The sequence below is a fragment of the Pseudomonas soli genome (assembly GCF_900110655.1).
Lineage (GTDB): Bacteria > Pseudomonadota > Gammaproteobacteria > Pseudomonadales > Pseudomonadaceae > Aquipseudomonas > Aquipseudomonas soli.
Genome location: NZ_FOEQ01000010.1, coordinates 36,052 through 56,434, shown reverse-complemented (window position 1 = coordinate 56,434; position 20,383 = coordinate 36,052). Strand labels below are relative to the sequence as shown.

At 61.5% G+C, this 20,383-nt stretch carries 18 protein-coding genes; 2 read left to right on the top strand and 16 right to left on the bottom strand.

Translation table 11 applies throughout. From position 1 onward, the window contains the following. Positions 1 to 69: 69 nt before the first annotated feature. On the bottom strand, positions 70 to 1,077 hold the full coding sequence (locus tag BMY03_RS19895; RefSeq protein ID WP_094012052.1) for an amidohydrolase family protein: 1,008 nt from the start codon (positions 1,075 to 1,077) through the stop codon (positions 70 to 72). A 109-nt stretch (positions 1,078 to 1,186) separates the two neighbouring features. Here BMY03_RS19895 and BMY03_RS19890 point away from each other — a divergent pair, with 109 nt between their 5' ends. Beyond that, positions 1,187 to 2,050, top strand: coding sequence for a pirin family protein (locus BMY03_RS19890; RefSeq protein ID WP_094012051.1), 864 nt, complete (start codon positions 1,187 to 1,189; stop codon positions 2,048 to 2,050). A gap of 28 nt (positions 2,051 to 2,078) precedes the next feature. Here the strand turns inward: BMY03_RS19890 and BMY03_RS19885 are convergent, their stop codons facing one another. From BMY03_RS19885 to BMY03_RS19870, 4 genes are all read right to left on the bottom strand, one after another. After that, positions 2,079 to 2,804: a dienelactone hydrolase family protein gene (locus tag BMY03_RS19885; protein ID WP_023629622.1), complete on the bottom strand. Its 726-nt coding sequence runs from the start codon at positions 2,802 to 2,804 to the stop codon at positions 2,079 to 2,081. A gap of 101 nt (positions 2,805 to 2,905) precedes the next feature. After that, complete coding sequence (htpG, locus tag BMY03_RS19880; RefSeq protein ID WP_094012050.1) at positions 2,906 to 4,813, bottom strand: molecular chaperone HtpG; 1,908 nt, start codon at positions 4,811 to 4,813, stop codon at positions 2,906 to 2,908. A gap of 92 nt (positions 4,814 to 4,905) precedes the next feature. Beyond that, positions 4,906 to 5,364 (bottom strand): PaaI family thioesterase, encoded by a 459-nt coding sequence (locus BMY03_RS19875; RefSeq protein ID WP_023629623.1) that lies wholly within the window; start codon positions 5,362 to 5,364, stop codon positions 4,906 to 4,908. Next, the gene (locus tag BMY03_RS19870) at positions 5,361 to 5,837 is read right to left on the bottom strand and encodes a PaaI family thioesterase (protein WP_023629624.1); all 477 of its coding nucleotides are present in this window, start codon (positions 5,835 to 5,837) and stop codon (positions 5,361 to 5,363) included. The genes BMY03_RS19875 and BMY03_RS19870 overlap by 4 nt, the downstream gene beginning before the upstream one ends. Before the next feature lie 136 nt (positions 5,838 to 5,973). Between BMY03_RS19870 and BMY03_RS19865 the strand changes: the two genes are divergently transcribed. Then, positions 5,974 to 6,249 (top strand): hypothetical protein, encoded by a 276-nt coding sequence (locus BMY03_RS19865; protein WP_023629625.1) that lies wholly within the window; start codon positions 5,974 to 5,976, stop codon positions 6,247 to 6,249. A gap of 67 nt (positions 6,250 to 6,316) precedes the next feature. Here the strand turns inward: BMY03_RS19865 and BMY03_RS19860 are convergent, their stop codons facing one another. The 11 genes from BMY03_RS19860 to sdhC form a co-directional block, all read right to left on the bottom strand. After that, the gene (locus BMY03_RS19860; protein ID WP_094012049.1) at positions 6,317 to 7,066 is read right to left on the bottom strand and encodes a DUF599 domain-containing protein; all 750 of its coding nucleotides are present in this window, start codon (positions 7,064 to 7,066) and stop codon (positions 6,317 to 6,319) included. A 190-nt stretch (positions 7,067 to 7,256) separates the two neighbouring features. Further along, positions 7,257 to 8,570, bottom strand: a complete 1,314-nt coding sequence (gene brnQ / locus BMY03_RS19855; protein ID WP_023629627.1) for a branched-chain amino acid transport system II carrier protein — start codon at positions 8,568 to 8,570, stop codon at positions 7,257 to 7,259. A gap of 389 nt (positions 8,571 to 8,959) precedes the next feature. Next, positions 8,960 to 9,844, bottom strand: coding sequence for a succinate--CoA ligase subunit alpha (gene sucD, locus BMY03_RS19850; RefSeq protein ID WP_004376004.1), 885 nt, complete (start codon positions 9,842 to 9,844; stop codon positions 8,960 to 8,962). Beyond that, on the bottom strand, positions 9,844 to 11,010 hold the full coding sequence (sucC, locus tag BMY03_RS19845) for an ADP-forming succinate--CoA ligase subunit beta (RefSeq protein ID WP_023629628.1): 1,167 nt from the start codon (positions 11,008 to 11,010) through the stop codon (positions 9,844 to 9,846). The genes sucD and sucC overlap by 1 nt, the downstream gene beginning before the upstream one ends. Before the next feature lie 172 nt (positions 11,011 to 11,182). Next, positions 11,183 to 12,619, bottom strand: a complete 1,437-nt coding sequence (lpdA, locus tag BMY03_RS19840) for a dihydrolipoyl dehydrogenase (RefSeq protein WP_038706504.1) — start codon at positions 12,617 to 12,619, stop codon at positions 11,183 to 11,185. 90 nt (positions 12,620 to 12,709) lie between these two features. Beyond that, positions 12,710 to 13,930 carry a 2-oxoglutarate dehydrogenase complex dihydrolipoyllysine-residue succinyltransferase gene (odhB, locus tag BMY03_RS19835; protein ID WP_094012048.1) on the bottom strand — a complete coding sequence of 407 codons (1,221 nt, stop codon included), beginning with the start codon at positions 13,928 to 13,930 and terminating at the stop codon, positions 12,710 to 12,712. Between the two features lie 42 nt (positions 13,931 to 13,972). Next, complete coding sequence (locus tag BMY03_RS19830; RefSeq protein WP_023628894.1) at positions 13,973 to 16,804, bottom strand: 2-oxoglutarate dehydrogenase E1 component; 2,832 nt, start codon at positions 16,802 to 16,804, stop codon at positions 13,973 to 13,975. Between the two features lie 245 nt (positions 16,805 to 17,049). Beyond that, positions 17,050 to 17,754 (bottom strand): succinate dehydrogenase iron-sulfur subunit, encoded by a 705-nt coding sequence (locus tag BMY03_RS19825; protein ID WP_012315348.1) that lies wholly within the window; start codon positions 17,752 to 17,754, stop codon positions 17,050 to 17,052. Between the two features lie 11 nt (positions 17,755 to 17,765). Further along, complete coding sequence (gene sdhA, locus BMY03_RS19820) at positions 17,766 to 19,538, bottom strand: succinate dehydrogenase flavoprotein subunit (protein WP_023628895.1); 1,773 nt, start codon at positions 19,536 to 19,538, stop codon at positions 17,766 to 17,768. 3 nt (positions 19,539 to 19,541) lie between these two features. Then, entirely contained in the window at positions 19,542 to 19,910 is a 369-nt protein-coding gene (gene sdhD / locus BMY03_RS19815; protein WP_023628896.1) for a succinate dehydrogenase, hydrophobic membrane anchor protein, read from the bottom strand. After that, positions 19,904 to 20,290 carry a succinate dehydrogenase, cytochrome b556 subunit gene (sdhC, locus tag BMY03_RS19810; protein ID WP_023628897.1) on the bottom strand — a complete coding sequence of 129 codons (387 nt, stop codon included), beginning with the start codon at positions 20,288 to 20,290 and terminating at the stop codon, positions 19,904 to 19,906. The genes sdhD and sdhC overlap by 7 nt, the downstream gene beginning before the upstream one ends. Between the last annotated feature and the right edge of the window lie 93 nt (positions 20,291 to 20,383).

The following is a 20,383-nucleotide window of genomic DNA, read 5'->3' as shown; positions in this document are numbered from 1 at the left end:
TATCGGGCCACATGGAAATTGCGTAAGACGAAAAGGCGATATCAAAACGACATCTGCTCATGAAACTCGCTATTTCGTGCGTTTTGGCAGCAGCTCAATAAAATTTTTCCTGCTCACCCGCTCTGCCACCGCTTCGGGCAAGGCATCGAGGAATGGATCGAAAGCGTGCATCTGCTCGCCGATGCTGCCAAAGCGCCCCACCACATCGGACCCGAGCATAAAGCGCTCGGGAAAGCGCACGACCAACTCGACCCAGTCCTGGCGTGGCACGCCCTGCTCATCCAGCAGATAGGGCTCAAGCACGCTCCAGGACAGGTCCACGTACAGGTTGGGATAGTCCTCGAGCAATCGGTTGAGCACCGGCAGGAGAAAGTCCATGCGCTCCTGGTGCCGGTGAATCTCCATGCTGCTGCCGGCATGGGCCCAGATGAAGCGGGTATGCGGGTGGTTACGCAACGGCTCTTCGATTTCCGCCAAGTAGAGTGGGTTGCGCTCGCGCTTGGAGGTGATGTTCGAGTGCAGCAACACCGGCAGGTCGCGCTCGGCAGCCAGGTGATAGATGCGGGTCATGGCCTCGTTGTTGGCGCGAGGCGTGTCGCCGCTGGTCAGGGCGGTGAGGTCGTCATGGCGGGTAAATACCTCGCCGATGCCCTGCCACAACCCCGGATAAAGCTCGAGCATGCGCTCGATATGGCTGACGGCGTTCTTGTCCACCGGGTTGAAGCCGGTGAGAAACGGGTGGAAACGCCTGCGCTGCTCAGCAGGCAGCTTTTCCAGAGCGGCGGCGACGTACAGGTCGGTGGCGCTGTACCAGTAGGCATCGGCATCGTCGCCGGCGTAGTAGCGCGGACGCTTGGGTTCGTCCTCGTGCCATTTCTTCGCCACCGGGATGCCGGAGATCATCGACTGCTCCACCCCGGCCTCGTCCATGGCCTTGAGCAAGGCCGGCATGCCTTCGGTTTCCTGGAAGAAATCCACGTAGTGCAGATGGGCGTCGCTGTAGCGGTAGTCGCGGGCTTGCGCAGTGTCGAACAGACTTGCACTCAACAGCAGGCAGGCCAATGTGCGGGCAATCATCTCAGGCTCCTTTGCCGGTACCGCAAGAGTAGACCGGGCAGCGCTCGCGACGGTTCAGCCACGGACGGCAAAACGCTATGCTTGCAGGCATCCCTCAAGGAGTGTCGCCATGAGCAGCCCCCTGGTCATCCGCCCACGCGCCGAATCGGTCGAGGGCCAGCCGATCCTGCGCCCGCTGCCCTCGGCGCAGTGCCGCAGCGTAGGCCCTTTCGTGTTCTTCGACCATATGCTGGAAACCGACTACGCGCCGGGTCATGGCATGGACATTCGCCAGCACCCTCATATTGGCCTTTCCACCCTCACCTACCTGTTCGAGGGTGAAATCCAGCACAAGGACAGCCTCGGCTCGGACCAGCGCGTGCGCCCAGGAGACGTCAGCTGGATGACCGCCGGAGCGGGCGTGGCGCATGTCGAGCGCACGCCGGCCGAGGTGTTCGAGCGCGGCTCGCGGCTGCATGGGCTGCAGGTCTGGCTGGCCTCGCCGAAGTCCGACGAGCAGGGCCCGGCAAGCTACAGTCATCATCCGGCCGACAGCCTGCCGGCCAGTGACAGCCTCGGCGTGCGGATCCGCATGATCGCCGGCACAGGCTTCTGCCTGGCCTCACCGGTACCGGTGCTCTCCCCCACGCTCTACGCCCATGTGCACATGCAGGCGGCCACCACCCTGATCGTGCCGACGGAACACGTGCAGCGCGCGCTGTATCTGCTCGAAGGTGAGTTGCTGCTGGATAACGAGGACGTCGAGCCATGCAGCCTGGTGGTGCTACCCGAGGGCGAAGTCGTGAGCTTGTATGCCGAAGATGAGTGCCAGCTGGTGCTGATCGGCGGCGCGCCGCTAGACGGACCGCGGCGGATGAACTGGAACTTCGTCGCCAGTGACCCGGGATTGATAGAAGCGGCACGGGCGCGCTGGGCGGCTGGGGATTGGCCGGTGGTGCCGGGAGAAAGCGGGCGGATCGAACTGCCGCGCTGATTGGGGCCGCTTGGCGGCCCCTGAGCCTTCAGCTTGCGAACACTTCCTTGAGCAAGTTATGCATCGAGCGGAATGCCCGCTCCGAGGTGCGCCGGTCGTACTGCATCTTGCCCGGCACATTGGCGTTCGGATCGGTGAACGAGTGCACCGCCCCGCCATAGCTGAGCAACTGCCAGTCAACCTTGGCAGCATTCATCTCTTCTTCGAAGGCTGGCAACTGTTCCCTTGGCACCAATGGGTCGGAGGCACCATGCAGCACCAGCACCGAACCCTTGATGCGCTTGGCATCCTCGGGGTTCGGGGTATCCAGCGTGCCGTGGAACGACACCGCTGCCCTCAGATCGGCGCCGGTGCGGGCAAGCTCCAGGGCACAGCAGCCGCCAAAGCAGAAACCGAACGTCGCGACCTTGCCTGGCTCGAGCAGCGCCTTGGACTGCCCGAGCAATTGCGCCAACGCTTCCTGCATGCGCTTGCGAAGTTCGGCGCGGTCGTTCTTCAGCGGCATCATCGCCGTACCGGCTTCGTCAGCATTGGACGGCCGCACCGACTGGCCATACAAGTCGGCAATCAGCACCACATAGCCTTGCTCGGCCACTTCCTTGGCGATACGTTCGGCGCCCTCGCCGATACCCATCCAGTTCGGCGCCATCACCAGGCCCGGCTGCGGCAGCGCGCCCGGGGCGTAGACCAGGCGGCTTTCGTAAGCCTTGCCTGACAGGTGATAAACCAACGACTCGACGATGACCTTGCTCATTCAGCTCTCCTTGGGCGTTCACGGGTCAGGACAGGATAGATGTATTCGTGGCAACGGCAGACATGAAAAAGCCCGCCGAAGCGGGCTTTTCTTGCCTCAGGTCAAGCCGACAGCTCGACCAGCAGCTTGTTGAGACGGCGTACGTAGGCCGCCGGATCCTTCAAGCTGTCACCGGCCGCCAGGGCCGCCTGGTCGAACAGGATGTGCGAAAGCTCGGCGAAGCGGTCTTCACTCTGCTCGCCATCGAGCTTCTCGATCAGCGGGTGGCTCGGGTTGAACTCGAAGATCGGCTTGGACTCCGGCACCTTCTGCCCGCTGGCCTCGAGGATCTGGCGCATCTGCAAGCCCAGGTCCTGTTCACCGATGGCCAGGATCGCCGGCGAGTCGGTCAGGCGGTGCGAGACACGCACCTCGGCAACGCTGTCACCCAGCGCGCCCTTGAGACGCTCGACCAGGCCTTCCTTGTCCTTGGCGACTTCTTCCTGGGCCTTCTTGTCCTCTTCGGAGTCCAGACTTCCCAGGTCCAGGTCGCCGCGGGCGACGTCGACGAAGGCCTTGCCGTCGAACTCGTTGAGGTAGCTCATCAGCCACTCGTCGATGCGGTCGGTGAGCAGCAGCACTTCGATGCCTTTCTTGCGGAAGACTTCCAGGTGCGGGCTGTTCTTGACCTGGGCGTAGGATTCGCCGGTAAGGAAGTAGATCTTGTCCTGGCCTTCCTTGGCGCGGGCCAGGTAGTCGGCCAGGGCGACGCTCTGCTCGCCGCTGTCGTCATGGGTGGAGGCGAAGCGCAGCAGGCTGGCGATCTTCTCCTTGTTGGCGAAGTCCTCGGCCGGGCCTTCCTTGAGCACCTGACCGAAGTTTTTCCAGAAGCCCTTGTACTGCTCGGGTTCGTTCTTCGCCAGTTTCTCCAGCATGTCCAGCACACGCTTGGTCAGCGCGGTCTTCATCGAGTCGATGATCGGGTCTTTCTGCAGGATCTCGCGGGAAACGTTCAGCGACAGGTCGTTGGAGTCGACCACGCCCTTGATGAAGCGCAGGTACAGCGGCAGGAACGACTCTGCCTGGTCCATGATGAACACGCGCTGCACGTACAGTTTCAGGCCGCGTGGCGCTTCGCGCTGATACAGGTCGAACGGCGCGCGGGCCGGCACGTACAGCAGCGAGTTGTACTCGAGCTTGCCTTCGACCTTGTTGTGGCTCCAGGCCAGCGGGTTCTCGAAGTCATGGCCGATGTGCTTGTAGAACTCCTGGTACTCCTCGTCCTTCACCTCGGTGCGCGAACGGGTCCACAGGGCGCTGGCGCGGTTGACGGTTTCCCATTCCTGCTCCGGCTTTTCCTCGCCTTCGGCGGCCTCGGCCTGCTCCTTGGGCAGCTCGATCGGCAGGGCGATGTGGTCGGAGTACTTCTTGACCACGTTGCGCAGACGCCAGCCATCGGCGAATTCATCCTCGCCCTTCTTCAGGTGCAGGACGATGCGGGTACCGCGCTGCGGCTTGTCGATGGTGGCGACTTCAAACTCGCCCTCGCCTTTGGATGACCAGTGCACGCCCTCGGCGGCCGGCAGGCCGGCGCGACGGCTGAACACGTCGACCTTGTCGGCGACAATGAACGCGGAGTAGAAGCCCACACCGAACTGACCGATCAGGTGCGAGTCCTTTTTCTGGTCACCGGTGAGGTTCTTCATGAAGTCGGCGGTACCGGACTTGGCAATGGTACCCAGGTGCGCGATCACGTCTTCGCGGCTCATGCCGATGCCGTTGTCCTCGAGGGTAACGGTGTTGGCAGCCTTGTCGAAGCTGAGGCGGATCTTCAGGTCGGCGTCGCCTTCGAGCAGCTCAGGCTTGGCCAGGGCCTCGAAGCGCAGCTTGTCAGCGGCGTCGGAGGCGTTGGAGATCAGCTCGCGCAGGAAGATCTCCTTGTTCGAATACAGGGAATGGATCATGAGGTGCAGCAGTTGCTTTACCTCGGTCTGAAAGCCCAGGGTTTCTTTTTGAGTCTCCACACTCATGGTCTTCAAAACTCCAATCTGTTGGTTGGTGACGCCTGGCGGCCAGCGGGCCGTTTTGATGGCGGATGTCCAGCAGATGGGGGCAGCCCTGACTATTTCAAGGGCTTTTCCGGTTCAATCTTGAAATGCGCGCGTGCCGTGGCGATCGGGGTGTCGCGATCGCCCTGCCAGGCGGTAATGGCGACGTTGGTCACCCGTCGCCCCTGGCGCCACAGCTGGCACTGGGCGTAGGTATCGCGGTAAAGGCCAGCACGCAGGTAGTCGATGGAAAAATCGATGATCTTCGGAATGCTCGCGCTTTCGCTGTAGATCAGCAGGTAGAGCGCCGCGGACAGCTCCATGAACCCGGCGATCACGCCGCCATGGATGGCCGGCAGCAACGGGTTGCCGATATTGTCCGGATTGGCCGGCAGACGGAACAGCAGGTCTTCGCCCTGGCGCTCGCATTCGATACCGATCAATCCGGCATAGGGGATCAACGCCAGCAAGGGCTGGTAATCACCCCGGGCGTGGGCCTGGTTCAGTTGCTGGCGGATATCGCTGGGGATCACGTGCGGCGCTCCTTGAGGCTGTTACCGAAGCGGATGCCGCCTTTGACGTCCTGCCCCAGGCGCATGAAGGTGCCGACTACCTGGCAGATCGGTTGCGCAGGGTCATCCTGGTAGGCTGTCCCCCGGGTGAAGATGACATCGCGGGTCACACGGTAGCACTGGGCATGGCCATGGATGTCCTTGCCCGCCTCGGCCGGGTGCATGTAGTCGATGCGTAGGTCCAAGGTCGGACATACCTCGAAGCTGGGCAGCGCGCAGAGCGTAGCCATGCCGCACGTGGTGTCCATCAGCGTGGTCAGCACACCACCATGCACCGCGCCATTCTGCGGATTGCCGACAATGGCCGGCGACCAGGGCAGCACCAGGGTCATGCCATCGGCGTCGGCATGCTGCACCCGCATCTGTAGTACCTGGCAATGTTTCAATGCCGACAGAAAGCGCTCGGCCATCGCCATCAATGGAGTCTCGTTCATTGTCCGCCGCCGCATAAAATGGGTAAAAAGTCTATATAGGCCAGGCAGTTATATATCTGTAACCTGCGTTGAACTTATTCGCCGGCAGGGTACTCGAAGGAACATACAAAGTTATTCCACCCAGGAGAAACACCCCATGCGTAAACCTTTTGCTTTTGCTCTGATGCTGGCCGCTGCCATGGGCCTGGCTGCTTGCGATAAAGCGAGCGAAGACAAAGCCCAGGACGCACAGCAACATGCCGAGCAAGCCCAAGAGAAGATGGGCGAAGCTCAGGATAAGATGAACGACGCCGCCAAGGAAAACGCCGAAGCCGCCAAAGATCAGGCCGAAGCGCAGCAGAAGGCCGCCGAGGAAGCTGCGCCTTCCACGCCAGCGCCGACCACTGCACCTGCCGAGCCAGCCAAGCAGTAATCGAGCGACATAAAGAAACCCGACACTGTCGGGTTTTTTTATATCTGTCATTTAACGCTGAAAGGCTTCAGCTTGCACTGTCGGAAGTGTCCCTGCTCGCCTCTACCGGTGCACTTTCGGTGGGCGTGAACACCATCACTTCCAGTACATGGGAATGAAACTCACGGCGATACAGAATGAACACCACGCCCACGCTCATGGCCATGAACAGCCAGGGGCTGATGAACCAGCTCAACATGGCCATGCCGAAGTAATACGAGCGCAACCCCAGGTTGAACTGGTTGGCGGCCAGCGACAGCACCCGCGCCGCCCGGGAGGCGAAAGCCTTGCGTTCCAGTTCGTTGACCTGACGTTCGCCTATCATCGGCGCCGAGCCCACCAATACTGCGGCGAAGTTGTATTGACGCATACACCAGCTGAACGTGAAGAACGCATAGACGAACACCGTCGCCAGGCACAGCAGCTTGATTTCTGACATGCCTTGGGACGCCTGCTGTACCAGCGGCAGGTCGGCCAGCAGCGACAACGCGCGGTCGGACGCACCGAGCACGGTGAGGATGCCGGCAAGAATGATCAGGGTGCTGGAGGCGAAGAACGATGCATTGCGCTCCAGGTTGCCTATCACGCTGGCATCGGCGATGCGGTTGTCGCGCAGCAGCATGCGGCGCATCCAATCCTCGCGGTAAAGGTGCAACACGCTGGCCAGGCACGCGGTGTCGCGCCCCTTCCAGGTGGCATAGCGGGTGTAGCCGCCCCAGCAGATGGCGAACCAGCAGACGGCCAGGAGGTTGCCAAGGTTGTTTTGGATGAAGGTCATGCAGGAATCCCTTAAAGAGAAACAGACCGGTGTTCGACGCCCGGATTCGTTAAAAGATACGCCATCGCGCGCTAGCGTCGGTCCAGGCCACAAAAAACCCCGCGCCTTTCGGCAGCGGGGTCTCGATAACCACCTTTGACGGGGGCCCTTTGGCTTTTGGCCAGCGCCCCGTCCATCAGGTTTCAATCCATCAGGCCAGCGCCTCGCGCGGCTTGCCCAGCATGCGGTCGCAGACCACGGCGACAGCCAGGGTCACCACCGAAGGCACCAGCCAGGCCATGCCTTCGTTGCTGAACGGCAGGTGAGCCAGGGCGTCAGGCAGTGCGTGGGCGAAGCTGCTGCCCTTGATGGCGTCGACAACGCCGAACACCAGCGACACCAGCATGACCGGCGCCAGGATGCGGGTTGGCGAGTTCCACAGGTCCTTCACGAAGCTCAGGCCCACGACCACGATGCACGGCGGATAGATCGCCGTCAGCACGGGAATCGAGAACATGATCAGCTTGGTCAGGCCCAGGTTGGAGATCACCAGCGAGAAACCAGCCAGGATCACCACCAGCGCACGGTACGACAGCGGCAGGATCTGGCTGAAGTATTCGGCACAGGCGCAGGTCAGACCCACGGCGGTGACCAGGCAGGCCAGCGCGATCAGTACCGCCAGGAAACCACTGCCCAGCGAACCGAAGGTGTGCTGCACATAGGCATGCAATACCATCGCACCGTTGGTGGCATCGGCTGCGATGTCATGACTGCCCGCGCCGAGGCGGAACAGGCTGACATACACCAGGACCAGACCCAGGCCGGCAATCAGGCCCGCAATGATGGCATAGCGGGTGATCAGCTTCGGCGACTCGACACCACGCGAACGGATGGCATTGACGATGACGATACCGAAGACCAGTGCCCCCAGCGTGTCCATGGTCAGGTAACCATCGGAGAAACCTTTGGAGAACGCAGCGGCGGCGTAGGCAGGCTGGGCCTCACCGATGGTGCCGGCCGGCAATGCGAACGCCGCGATGCCCAGCACAGCCAGGGCGATGATCTTCAACGGCGCGAGGAAACGCCCTACGGTGTCGAGCAGCTTGCCCGGGTACATGGACACGGCCAGGACCACCGCGAAGTACACCACGCTGTAAATGAGCAGAGCGAGCGGGCTTTCACCGGTCAGCGGTGCCACGCCCACTTCGAACGACACGGTCGCAGTGCGCGGGGTGGCGAACAGCGGGCCGACCGAGAGGTAGCACACCGCCGCCAGCAGGCCGCCGAAGAACTTGCCGATCGGGCTGCTCAGGGCATCCATGCCGCCACCGACCTTGGCCAGGGCGATCACGGTGATGACCGGCAGGCCCACGGCGGTGACCAGGAAGCCGAGTGCGGCCATCCATACGTTCGGGCCAGACTGCAGGCCGACGATAGGTGGGAAGATGATGTTGCCGGCGCCTACGAAAAGCGCAAACGTCATAAAGCCAAGCGCCAGGATATCCTGGCCTTTTAACACTTTCATTTAAGGAAATACCACACTGCTGAAATCGGGAGTCGGAGGGGATTTCCCATAGGATGAAGGGAAATGCTGCCCGGCTTGGTGAGCCAGACCCGTTTAGCGTGTCGTTCCCTTTTGGGGTACGGGCACAGAGTGAACGCGTAGCCTACCTGTTTTGCCTGACAAACGCACTGGCACAGTGCTGCTTGTCCGATGTGCGTATGTGTTTGTCGTCTTGTTGAACGTGTTCAGCGACAATTTATTGCGTATTCAAACGAATGTCTGGTTGAAAATCCTGATAGCGACCATCGGAATTTCCGAAGGTGTGCAGCCCCATCTTCCAAGCGATCCCCGTTAACGACAAAGGCCACCCGAAGGTGGCCTTTGTGCGCGTGGGGGGTATTGCGTGTTACTTACTTCTTGACTTCCCAGCCAGTCAGCTCGGCCAGAGCCTTGCCGATGTCAGCCAGGGAACGCACGGTTTTCACACCAGCGTCCTGCAGGGCGGCGAACTTCTCGTCCGCAGTACCCTTGCCACCGGAGATGATGGCGCCAGCGTGGCCCATGCGCTTGCCAGCAGGTGCGGTAACACCGGCGATGTAGGAAACGACAGGCTTGGTCACGTTGGCCTTGATGTAGGCCGCGGCTTCTTCTTCAGCGGAACCGCCGATTTCACCGATCATGACGATCGCTTCGGTCTTCGGGTCTTCCTGGAACAGCTTCAGGATGTCGATGAAGTTGGAGCCCGGGATCGGGTCACCGCCGATGCCGACGCAGGTCGACTGGCCGAAGCCGGCGTCGGTGGTCTGCTTGACAGCTTCATAGGTCAGGGTGCCGGAACGCGAAACGATACCGACCTTGCCTGGCAGGTGGATGTGACCTGGCATGATGCCGATCTTGCACTCGCCCGGAGTGATCACGCCTGGGCAGTTCGGGCCGATCAGGGTCACGCCCAGCTCGTCGCACTTGACCTTGGCGTCCAGCATGTCGAGGGTAGGGATACCCTCGGTGATGCAGACGATCAGCTTGATGCCACCGAAGGCGGCTTCCAGGATCGAGTCCTTGCAGAAAGGAGCCGGTACGTAGATGACCGACGCGTCAGCGCCGGTAGCTTCCACAGCTTCTTTCACGGTGTTGAACACCGGCAGGCCCAGGTGGGTGGTGCCACCCTTGCCCGGGGTGACGCCGCCGACCATCTTGGTGCCGTAGGCGATGGCTTGTTCGGAGTGGAAGGTACCCTGCGAGCCGGTGAAGCCCTGGCAGATGACTTTGGTGTCTTTATTGATCAGGACGCTCATTACTTGCCCTCCGCAGCTTTGACAACTTGTTGAGCAGCGTCGGTCAGGCTGGTTGCCGCAATGATGTTCAAACCGCTTTCTGCCAGTACTTTAGCGCCCAGTTCGGCGTTGTTGCCTTCAAGGCGAACGACGACCGGAACCTTGACGCCGACCTCTTTCACCGCGCCAATGATGCCTTCGGCAATCATGTCGCAGCGAACGATGCCGCCGAAGATGTTGACCAGTACGGCCGCGACATTGCTGTCGGACAGGATGATCTTGAACGCTTCGGTAACGCGCTCTTTGGTAGCGCCGCCGCCAACGTCGAGGAAGTTGGCAGGCTTGCCGCCGTGCAGGTTGACGATGTCCATGGTACCCATGGCCAGGCCGGCACCGTTGACCATGCAGCCGATGTTGCCTTCGAGGGCAACGTAGTTCAGTTCGAACTTGGCGGCGTGGGCTTCACGGGCGTCATCCTGCGACGGATCGTGGAAGGTCTTCAGCTTCGGCTGACGGTACATGGCGTTGGCGTCGATGTTGATCTTGGCATCGAGGCAGTGCAGATCGCCATCGGCCTTGATCACCAGCGGGTTCACTTCCAGCAGGGCCAGATCGTGATCCTTGAACAGCTTGGCCAGGCCTACGAAGATCTTGGCGAACTGCTGAACTTGCTTGCCTTCCAGGCCCAGCTGGAACGCCAGCTCGCGACCCTGGAACGGCTGGGCACCGACCAGTGGATCGATGGTGGCCTTGAGGATCTTCTCAGGAGTGTCGTGAGCGACTTTCTCGATGTCCACGCCACCTTCGGTGGAGGCCATGAACACGATGCGGCGGCTCGAACGGTCGACTACAGCGCCCAGGTAGAGCTCTTTGGCGATGTCAGTGCAGGACTCGACCAGGATCTTGGAAACTGGCTGACCATTGGCGTCGGTCTGGTAGGTAACCAGGTTCTTGCCAAGCCACTGTGCAGCGAACGCCTTGGCGTCTTCCTTGCTGCGAACCAGCTTGACGCCGCCCGCTTTACCGCGACCACCGGCGTGGACCTGGGCTTTTACAACCCACTCGGAACCGCCGATCTTGTCGCAGGCTTCTGCTGCAGCTTCAGGGGTGTCGACTGCGAAACCCTTGGAAACTGGCAGGCCGTACTCAGCGAACAGCTGCTTACCCTGATACTCGTGAAGATTCATGCTTTTTACCGTCTTCGTTAGGTACTGCGCTTCGGCGCTGCGCCATTACTGGCGCCGCACCACCTGTGACCGTTGACCCTGGGTTTTCCCATGTGATCCGGTCCGGCGGACGTTCCGCGGTGAGTCTTGCACGCAAGACCCACGACGGGCAGCCCGCCGTGGTTTCTTATAATTAACGCTTCTTACGGTTGGCGACGTGAATGGCACCGCCATTCACCGCCAGCGCTGCTTCATGCAGCGCTTCGGACAGGGTCGGATGGCTGAAGACCATCATGCCCAGATCCTCGGCACTGGTGCCGAATTCCATTGCGATCGCGCCTTGCTGGACCAGCTCGGCAGCGGATGGGCCGATCACATGTACACCCAGCACACGATCGGTTTTAGCATCGGCGATGACCTTGACGAAACCACCGGTATCGTTGGCTGCCATCGCACGGCCGCTGGCCGCGAACGGGAAGGTGCCCACGTTAACCTCAACGCCTTCGGCTTTCAACGCCTGTTCGGTCTTGCCGACCCACGCGATCTCCGGGTGGGTGTAGATGACGGAAGGAATCAGGTCATAGTTCATCTGGGCTTTGTGGCCCTTGATGCGCTCGACGACCATGATGCCCTCTTCCGAGGCCTTGTGCGCCAGCATCATGCCGCGCACCACGTCGCCGATGGCGAACACGCCAGGAACGCTGGTGGCGCAGTGATCGTCAACGAAGATGTAGCCACGCTCGTCAATGGTCACACCGCTGTCGGCGGCCAGCAGGTCGGTGGTCACCGGGCGACGGCCGACCGCGACGATCAGCTTGTCGAAGGTGATCTTCTGCTCGCCTTCGGCATTGGTGTAGGTAACTTCGACTTCGTCGCCGTTGACTTTCGAGCCGGTGACGCGAGCGCCCAGCTTGATGTCCAGGCCTTGCTTGGTCAGGGTCTTCTGGGCCTCTTTCGACACGGCAGTGTCGGCAGCCATCAGGAAGGTGTCCAGGGCCTCGAGCACGGTGACTTCGGCACCCAGGCGCGCCCAGACCGAACCCAGTTCCAAGCCGATAACGCCGGCACCGATGACGCCCAGGCGCTTAGGAACCGATTGGAATTCCAGTGCGCCGGTGGAGTCGACGATGACTTTCTGGTCGACCGGAGCCGGAGGAATATCGATCGGGCGCGAGCCGGAAGCCAGGATCACGTTCTCGGCTTCGATGACTTCGGTAGTGCCGTCAGCCTTGGTAACTTCGACTTTCTTGCCGGCCAGCAGCTTGCCGTGGCCCTGGATCGAAGTGACGCCGTTGGCCTTGAACAGGGTGGCAACACCGCCGGTCAGGTTCTTGACGATGCCGGCCTTGCGGCCAACCATCGCGGCGACGTCCATCTTCACTTCACCCGTGGAGATACCGTGGACGTTGAAGCTCTCTTTGGCTTCCTTGTACTTCCAGGAGCTGTCCAGCAGTGCCTTGGAAGGAATGCAACCTACGTTCAGGCAGGTGCCGCCCAGGGCCAGCTTGCCCTCGGCGTCGGTGTATTTCTCGATACAGGCAGTCTTCAGACCGAGTTGGGCAGCCTTGATGGCGGCAACATAGCCGCCAGGACCTGCACCAATCACCACTACGTCGAATTTCTGGGTCATAAAAGATTCCTTATCAGCTACAAGCTACAAGCCGCGTACCGCACGGCCCCGTCTCTTGAAGAACGGGGCCGGCGGCGCGCAGCTAGTTGATTAGATGTCCAGCAGCAGGCGAGACGGATCTTCCAGCAGGTTCTTGATGGTCACCAGGAAGGTTACCGCTTCCTTGCCGTCGATCAGGCGGTGGTCATAAGACAGCGCCAGGTACATCATCGGACGGATCACGACCTGGCCATTGATGGCCATCGGGCGCTGGATGATGTTGTGCATACCCAGGATCGCGGCCTGCGGCGGGTTGACGATCGGGGTCGACATCATCGAGCCGAAGGTACCACCGTTGGTGATGGTGAAGGTACCGCCGGTCATCTCTTCGATGGCCAGCTTGCCGTCACGGGCCTTCTTGCCGAAGGTGGCGATGCCGTTCTCGATCTCAGCCAGGCTCATCGACTCGGCATTACGCAGTACCGGCACCACCAGGCCACGGTCGCTGGACACGGCGACGCCGACGTCGGCATAACCGTGGTAGACAATGTCGTTGCCGTCGATCGAGGCGTTGACTGCCGGGAAGCGCTTGAGCGCCTCGGTGGCGGCCTTGACGAAGAACGACATGAAGCCCAGGCGCACGCCGTTGTGGGTCTTCTCGAACAAGTCCTTGTACTTCGAACGCAGGGCCATGACCTCGGTCATGTCGACTTCGTTGAAGGTGGTCAGCATCGCCATGTTCGACTGGGCTTCGACCAGACGCTCGGCAATCTTGGCGCGCAGACGGGTCATCGGCACGCGCTTCTCGGTACGGTCGCCGGCGGCAACGACAACCGGGGCAGCGGCGGCTGCGGCGGCAGGCTTGGCCGCTGGAGCCGGGGCGGACTTCTTGTTGGCGACGGCGGCAACGACGTCTTCCTTGGTGATGCGACCGCCCTTGCCGGTGCCGGCAACGGTAGCCAGGTCGATGCCGTTCTCTTCGGCCAGCTTGCGCGCAGCCGGGGCGGCAACCGGGTCGTCTTCACCAGCGTCGGCGGCAGCGGCGGCTGGAGCGGCAGCGGCCGGGGCAGCAGCCGGAGCAGCGGCGGCAGCGCCGCCCTCCACGATCGAACCCAGCACTTCGTCGGACAGGACGGTGTCGCCCTCGCCCTTGACGATGGCGCCCAGCACGCCGTCGGCAGTGGCCAGGACTTCAAGGACGACCTTGTCGGTTTCGATGTCGACGATCAGCTCGTCACGCTTGACGGCGTCGCCCGGCTGCTTGTGCCAGGTGGCAACGGTGCCATCGGCAACCGATTCCGGGAAGGTTGGGGCTTTGATCTCGATAGCCATTATCTGTGTTTCCTTAAATTCGGTTTCAGGTGCGCGAAGGCGTTAGACGGTGAACGCGTCTTGCAGCAGTTTTTCCTGCTGCTCGGCGTGCTTCGATGCGTAACCACAGGCTGGCGCGGCGGAAGCGTCGCGGCCGGCGTATTCCAGAACCAGTGCCTTGTTGTGGCGGCCCAGGATACGGCGCATGTGATGCTGGCTGCTGTACCAGGCGCCCTGGTTCATCGGCTCTTCCTGACACCACACTGCATGCTTGAGGTTGGTGTAAGGCGCCAGGATTTCGACCAGGTCGTCCTCAGGGAACGGATACAGCTGCTCGATACGCACGATGGCGATGTCTTCGCGGCCTTCGGCACGGCGTTTTTCCAGCAGGTCGTAGTAGACCTTGCCACCGCACAGGACCAGACGCTCGACCTTGGCCGGATCGAGGTTGTCGATTTCCGGGATCACGGTCTGGAACGAACCTTCGGCCAGATCTTCCAGCGTCGAGATGGCCAGCTTGTGGCGCAGCAGCGACTTCGGCGTCAGCACGATCAGCGGTTTGCGCAGCGGACGGATGACCTGGCGACGCAGCAGGTGGTAGATCTGGGCCGGGGTGGTCGGCACGCAAACCTGGATGTTGTGCTCGGCGCACAGCTGCAGGTAACGCTCCAGACGCGCGGAGGAGTGCTCCGGACCTTGCCCTTCATAACCGTGTGGCAGCAGCATGGTCAGACCGCACAGGCGGCCCCACTTGTGCTCACCGCTGGTGATGAACTGGTCGATCACCACTTGCGCACCGTTGGCGAAGTCGCCGAACTGGGCTTCCCAGATCACCAGCGCGTTCGGCGTGGTGGTCGAGTAGCCGTATTCGAAGGCCAGCACGGCTTCTTCCGAAAGGAAGGAGTCGTACAGTTCGAAGCGCGGCTGGCCCGGGAACAGGTTCTTCAGCGGTACGTAGGTGCTGGCGTCCTTCTGGTTGTGCAGCACCGCGTGACGGTGCGAGAAGGTGCCACGGCCGATGTCCTGGCCGGTCATGCGGATCGGGTGCCCTTCGAACTGCAGGGTGGCGTAGGCCATGGTCTCGGCGTAGCCCCAGTTGATCGGCAAGCCACCGGCCTGCATCTTCTGGCGATCTTCGTAGATCTTGGCGACCTGACGCTGGACGACGAAGCCTTCTGGAAGCTCCAGCAGCTTGGCCGACAGTTCCTGCAGGGTCTTGAGGTCGAAGCGGGTGTCATGACGCGCGGTCCAGGCATGGCCCAGGTAGGGACGCCAGTCGACGAACAGCTCGCGGTTCGGCTCCTTGACCAGGCTCTTGACTACATGCAGGCCGTTGTCCAGGGCGTTGCGATACTCGTCGATCTTGGCCTGGGCGCGTTCGGCATCGATGCGGCCGGCGCTGATCAGTTGCTCGGCGTACAACTCACGGGTGGTGCGCTGCTTGCTGATCTGCTGGTACATGAGCGGCTGGGTGCCGTTCGGCTCGTCGGCCTCGTTGTGGCCGCGGCGGCGGTAGCAGACCAAGTCGATGACCACATCACGCTTGAACTGCATGCGGTAATCGATGGCCAGCTGGGTGACGAACATCACCGCTTCAGGATCGTCGCCGTTCACGTGCAGGATCGGCGCCTGGATCATCTTGGCAACGTCGGTGGCGTACTCGGTTGAACGCGCGTCGAGCGGATTGCTGATGGTGAAGCCGACCTGGTTGTTGATCACGATGTGCACGGTGCCGCCGGTCTTGAAACCGCGGGTCTGCGACATCTGGAAGGTTTCCATGACCACGCCCTGGCCGGCGAACGCTGCGTCGCCGTGGATCGAAATCGGCAGAACCTTGTCGCCAACGCTGTCGTTGCGGCGATCTTGGCGGGCGCGAACCGAACCTTCCACCACTGGCGAGACGATTTCCAGGTGGGAGGGGTTGAACGCCATGGCCAGGTGGACTTCGCCACCGGGGGTCATCACGTTGGAGGAGAACCCCTGGTGGTACTTCACGTCACCGGAGCCCAGCTCGTTCATCTTCTTGCCTTCGAACTCGTCGAACAGCTCGCGCGGGTTCTTGCCGAAGGTATTGACGAGCACGTTCAGACGGCCACGGTGGGCCATGCCGATCACGACTTCCTTGGTACCGTAGGAACCGGAGCGCTGGATCATTTCGTCCAGCATCGGGATCAGGCTCTCACCGCCTTCCAGGCCAAAGCGCTTGGTGCCCGGGTACTTGGTGCCCAGATACTTCTCAAGGCCCTCACCGGCCGTGACGCGCTCGAGCAGATGTGCCTGCACGTCGGCGGAGAACTCGGGGCGGCCACGCACGCTTTCCAGGCGCTGCTGGAACCAGCTGCGCTGCTCGGAATCGACGATGTGGGTGAATTCGGCACCAATGGTGCGACAATATGTCTTCTCGAGCGCCTCGAAAATTTCGCGTAGGCTCGCTTCCTCTTTGCCGATGAACAGGTCGCCGGCACGGAAGGTCGTATCAAGATCGGCATTGGTCAAGCCGTAATGATTGATCGACAGGTCTACGGGCGCAGGACGCTGCCACAACCCCAACGGGTCGAGCTTGGCAGCCTGATGGCCGCGCATACGATAGGCCTGGATCAGTCGCAGCACTTCAACCTGCTTCTTCTCGTGTTCTGTGCTCACGCTCCCGGCGGAAACCGGTTGGGCGCGGCGCTGGTTCTTTGCCAGCAGTACGAAATGGTCGCGGATCGTCGAGTGCGAGACATCGGTAGCGGTGCTGCCGTCGGCGGGCAACTTCTGGAAGTAAGTGCGCCACTCTTCTGGCACAGCGTTAGGGTCGTGCAGGTAGAGCTCATAAAGCTCTTCCACATATGCAGCGTTACCACCTGAAAGGTGGGCGCTTTCCCACATGCGCTGCATCACGCTTTCTTGCATGCTTGGTCACCCTCGGTTAGGGGACTGATCGGCGAGAGCCACAGCAAACCTGGAAAAGTCCGAACACAGCGACTGAACCACGCCACCTGGATCCTGCTGATTTTCCGGGTACCAGCCCGGAAGCCCCTGCTGGTCTCATATCTTCATAGGTAATGAGCGCGGGCTTTGTGAGCCCTTGCTCGGGTTTTACCTCAGTGCGGGCTCACCACCCGCACCTCGGCTTACTGCAGGTACAACGCTTTGAATCAGGTGCCGCTTTGCAGCAGCATGTTACGTACGTGGCCGATTGCCTTGGTCGGGTTCAGACCCTTCGGGCAAACGTTCACGCAGTTCATGATCCCGCGGCAGCGGAACACGCTGAACGGGTCATCCAGGGACGCCAGGCGCTCCTGAGTCTTGGTGTCACGGCTATCGGCCAGGAAGCGGTAGGCCTGCAGCAGGGCGGCGGGGCCCAGGAACTTGTCCGGGTTCCACCAGAACGATGGGCAGGAGGTCGAGCAGCAAGCACACAGGATGCACTCGTACAGACCGTCCAGCTTGTCGCGGTCTTCCGGCGACTGCAGACGCTCGATGGCCGGGGCCGGCGTGTCGTTCTGCAGGAATGGCTTCACCTTCTCGTACTGCTTGTAGAAGATGCTCATATCGACCACCAGGTCACGAATGACCGGCAGGCCAGGCAGCGGACGCAGTACCAGCTTATTGCCCTTGACCACGCCCGACAGCGGGGTGATGCAGGCCAGGCCGTTCTTGCCGTTCATGTTCATGCCATCGGAACCGCACACGCCTTCACGGCAGGAGCGACGATACGAGAAGCCCTCGTCCTTTTCCTTGATCAGTGCCAGCACGTCCAGAACCATCAGGTCCTTGCCGCCGGTATCGACGTCGAACGACTCCATCTTGGGCGCCGAGTCGGTGTCGGGGTTGTAGCGATAAACTTCGACTTTCAACATAGCAGCCACCCTTAGTAAGTCCGGACTTTTGGTTCGAAGGCAGGAACTGTCTTCGGCGCAAAGTTGACACCACGCTTGGCGACGCGCTTCTCACCCGGGTAGTACAGGGTGTGGCACAGCCAGTTTTCGTCGTCACGGTCTTCGAAGTCTTCACGGGCGTGTGCGCCACGGGACTCTTTACGGGCTTCGGCCGCGATGGCGGTAGCTTCGGCGACTTCCAGCAGGTTCTGCAGCTCCAGCGCTTCGATACGCGCAGTGTTGAAGGCCTGGGACTTGTCGTTGATCTTGACGTTGGCGATGCGGTCACGCAGGCCAGCCAGTTGCTCGATACCCTTCTGCATGTATTCACCGGTACGGAATACACCGAAGTAGTTCTGCATGCAGCTCTGCAGTTCGCGCTTCAGGCTTGCCACGTCTTCGCCGCTGGTACGCTCGTTGAGCTTGTTCAGGCGGTTCAGGGCAACATCGACGTCGGTGTCGCTGGCATCGCGGTACTCGACGCCTTCGGTCAGCGCCTTTTCCAGGTGCAGGCCGGCGGCACGGCCGAACACCACCAGGTCGAGCAGCGAGTTGCCGCCCAGGCGGTTGGCGCCGTGGACCGATACGCAAGCCACTTCACCCACGGCGAACAAGCCCGGGATGATGTGATCCTTGCCTTCGGCGTCCATGGTGATGGCCTGGCCATGAATGTTGGTGGCGACGCCGCCCATCATGTAGTGGCAGGTCGGCACGACCGGTACCGGGGCGACTACTGGATCGACGTGGGCGAAGGTCTTGGACAGCTCGCAGATACCTGGCAAGCGGCTGTGCAGCACTTCCTCGCCCAGGTGATCCAGCTTCAGCAGCACGTGGTCCTTGTTCGGGCCCACGCCGTTGCCGGCGATGATTTCCTTGACCATGGAACGAGCGACCACGTCGCGGCCGGCCAGGTCTTTCGCGTTCGGCGCGTAACGCTCCATGAAGCGCTCGCCGTGGGCGTTGATCAGGTAGCCACCCTCACCGCGGCAACCTTCGGTGACCAATACACCGGCGCCGGCGATGCCGGTCGGGTGGAACTGCCACATCTCGATGTCCTGCACCGGTACGCCGGCACGCAGGGCCATGCCGATACCGTCGCCGGTATTGATCAGGGCGTTGGTGGTGGAGGCGTAGATACGACCAGCACCGCCAGTCGCCAGCACGGTGGCCTTGGACTTGATGTACATGGTTTCGCCGGTTTCGATGCAGATCGCGATCACACCGACGAAAGCGCCGTCCTGGTTTTTCACCAGGTCAACGGCGTAGTACTCGTTGAGGAAGGTGGTGCCTGCCTTCAGGTTGCCCTGGTACAGGGTGTGCAGCAGCGCGTGACCGGTACGGTCGGAGGCTGCACAGGTACGGGCAGCCTGGCCGCCCTTGCCGAAGTCCTTGGACTGGCCACCGAACGGACGCTGGTAGATACGGCCGGTTTCGGTACGCGAGAACGGCAGGCCCATATGGTCGAGCTCGAAGACCGCGGCCGGGCCTTCCTGACACATGTACTCGATAGCGTCCTGGTCACCGATGTAGTCGGAACCCTTGACGGTATCGTACATGTGCCAGCGCCAGTCGTCGTTCGGGTCGGCCGAAGCGATGGCGCAGGTGATGCCGCCCTGGGCGGAAACGGTATGCGAACGGGTCGGGAACACCTTGGTGACTACGGCGGTCTTGTGGCCGCCTTGAGCCAGTTGCAGTGCTGCGCGCATGCCCGCGCCGCCACCACCAATGATGATGGCGTCGAAGGAAATGGTTGGAATGTTAGCCATGAATCAGATACCCCAGAGAATCTGCACACCCCAGACGAAGTAAGCGAACATCGCAACGCCGCATACCGCCTGGAACAGGAAACGAATCGCAGTCGCCGACTTGCCGAACGCCATCGGCGTCAGGTAGTCGGTGGCAATGGTCCACATGCCGACCCAGGCGTGTGCGCCCAGGGCAACGAGGGCCAGCAGACTGAAGATGCGCATCGCATTGTTGGTGAACAGAGCATGCCACTGGGCGTAGTCGATGCCCGGGTGGGCGGCGAGGTAGCCGATCAGGAAAATGAAGTAAGCCGCGAGAACGACCGCCGAGACGCGCTGCGCCATCCAGTCGTAGAGGCCCGAACGCGACAGGTTCGTGACGTTAGTTACCATACCCAAACTCCTGCCAGAACGATCAGCACCACGGAGATGACGATCACGATTTTCGAGCCCAGCTTGCCGCCTTCCAGCGTCTCACCGACCCCCATGTCCATGATCAGGTGGCGCACACCTGCCACGAGGTGGTACAGCAGGCCGGACAGCAGGCCCCAGGTCACCAGTTTGGCCAGCGGACTGGTCAGACACGCCTTCACCTCGGCAAAGCCTTCCTCCGAACCCAGCGACTTGCCCAGTGCGTACAGCATGATGGCAAGGCCGAGGAAGAGGATGACGCCGGAAATACGGTGAAGAATGGACGTGTACGCGGTGATCGGGAGTTTGATGGTCCTTAGGTCTAGGTTTACAGGTCGTTGGCTTTTCACGGCTTTTTTCACACTGAAGAGCCCCTAGCTAACAGGGCAAAGTTGTTGGTAAGTGTACTGGTCAGGTACCCACCACCCAGGAGAGCGACGACACCCAGCAGGGCG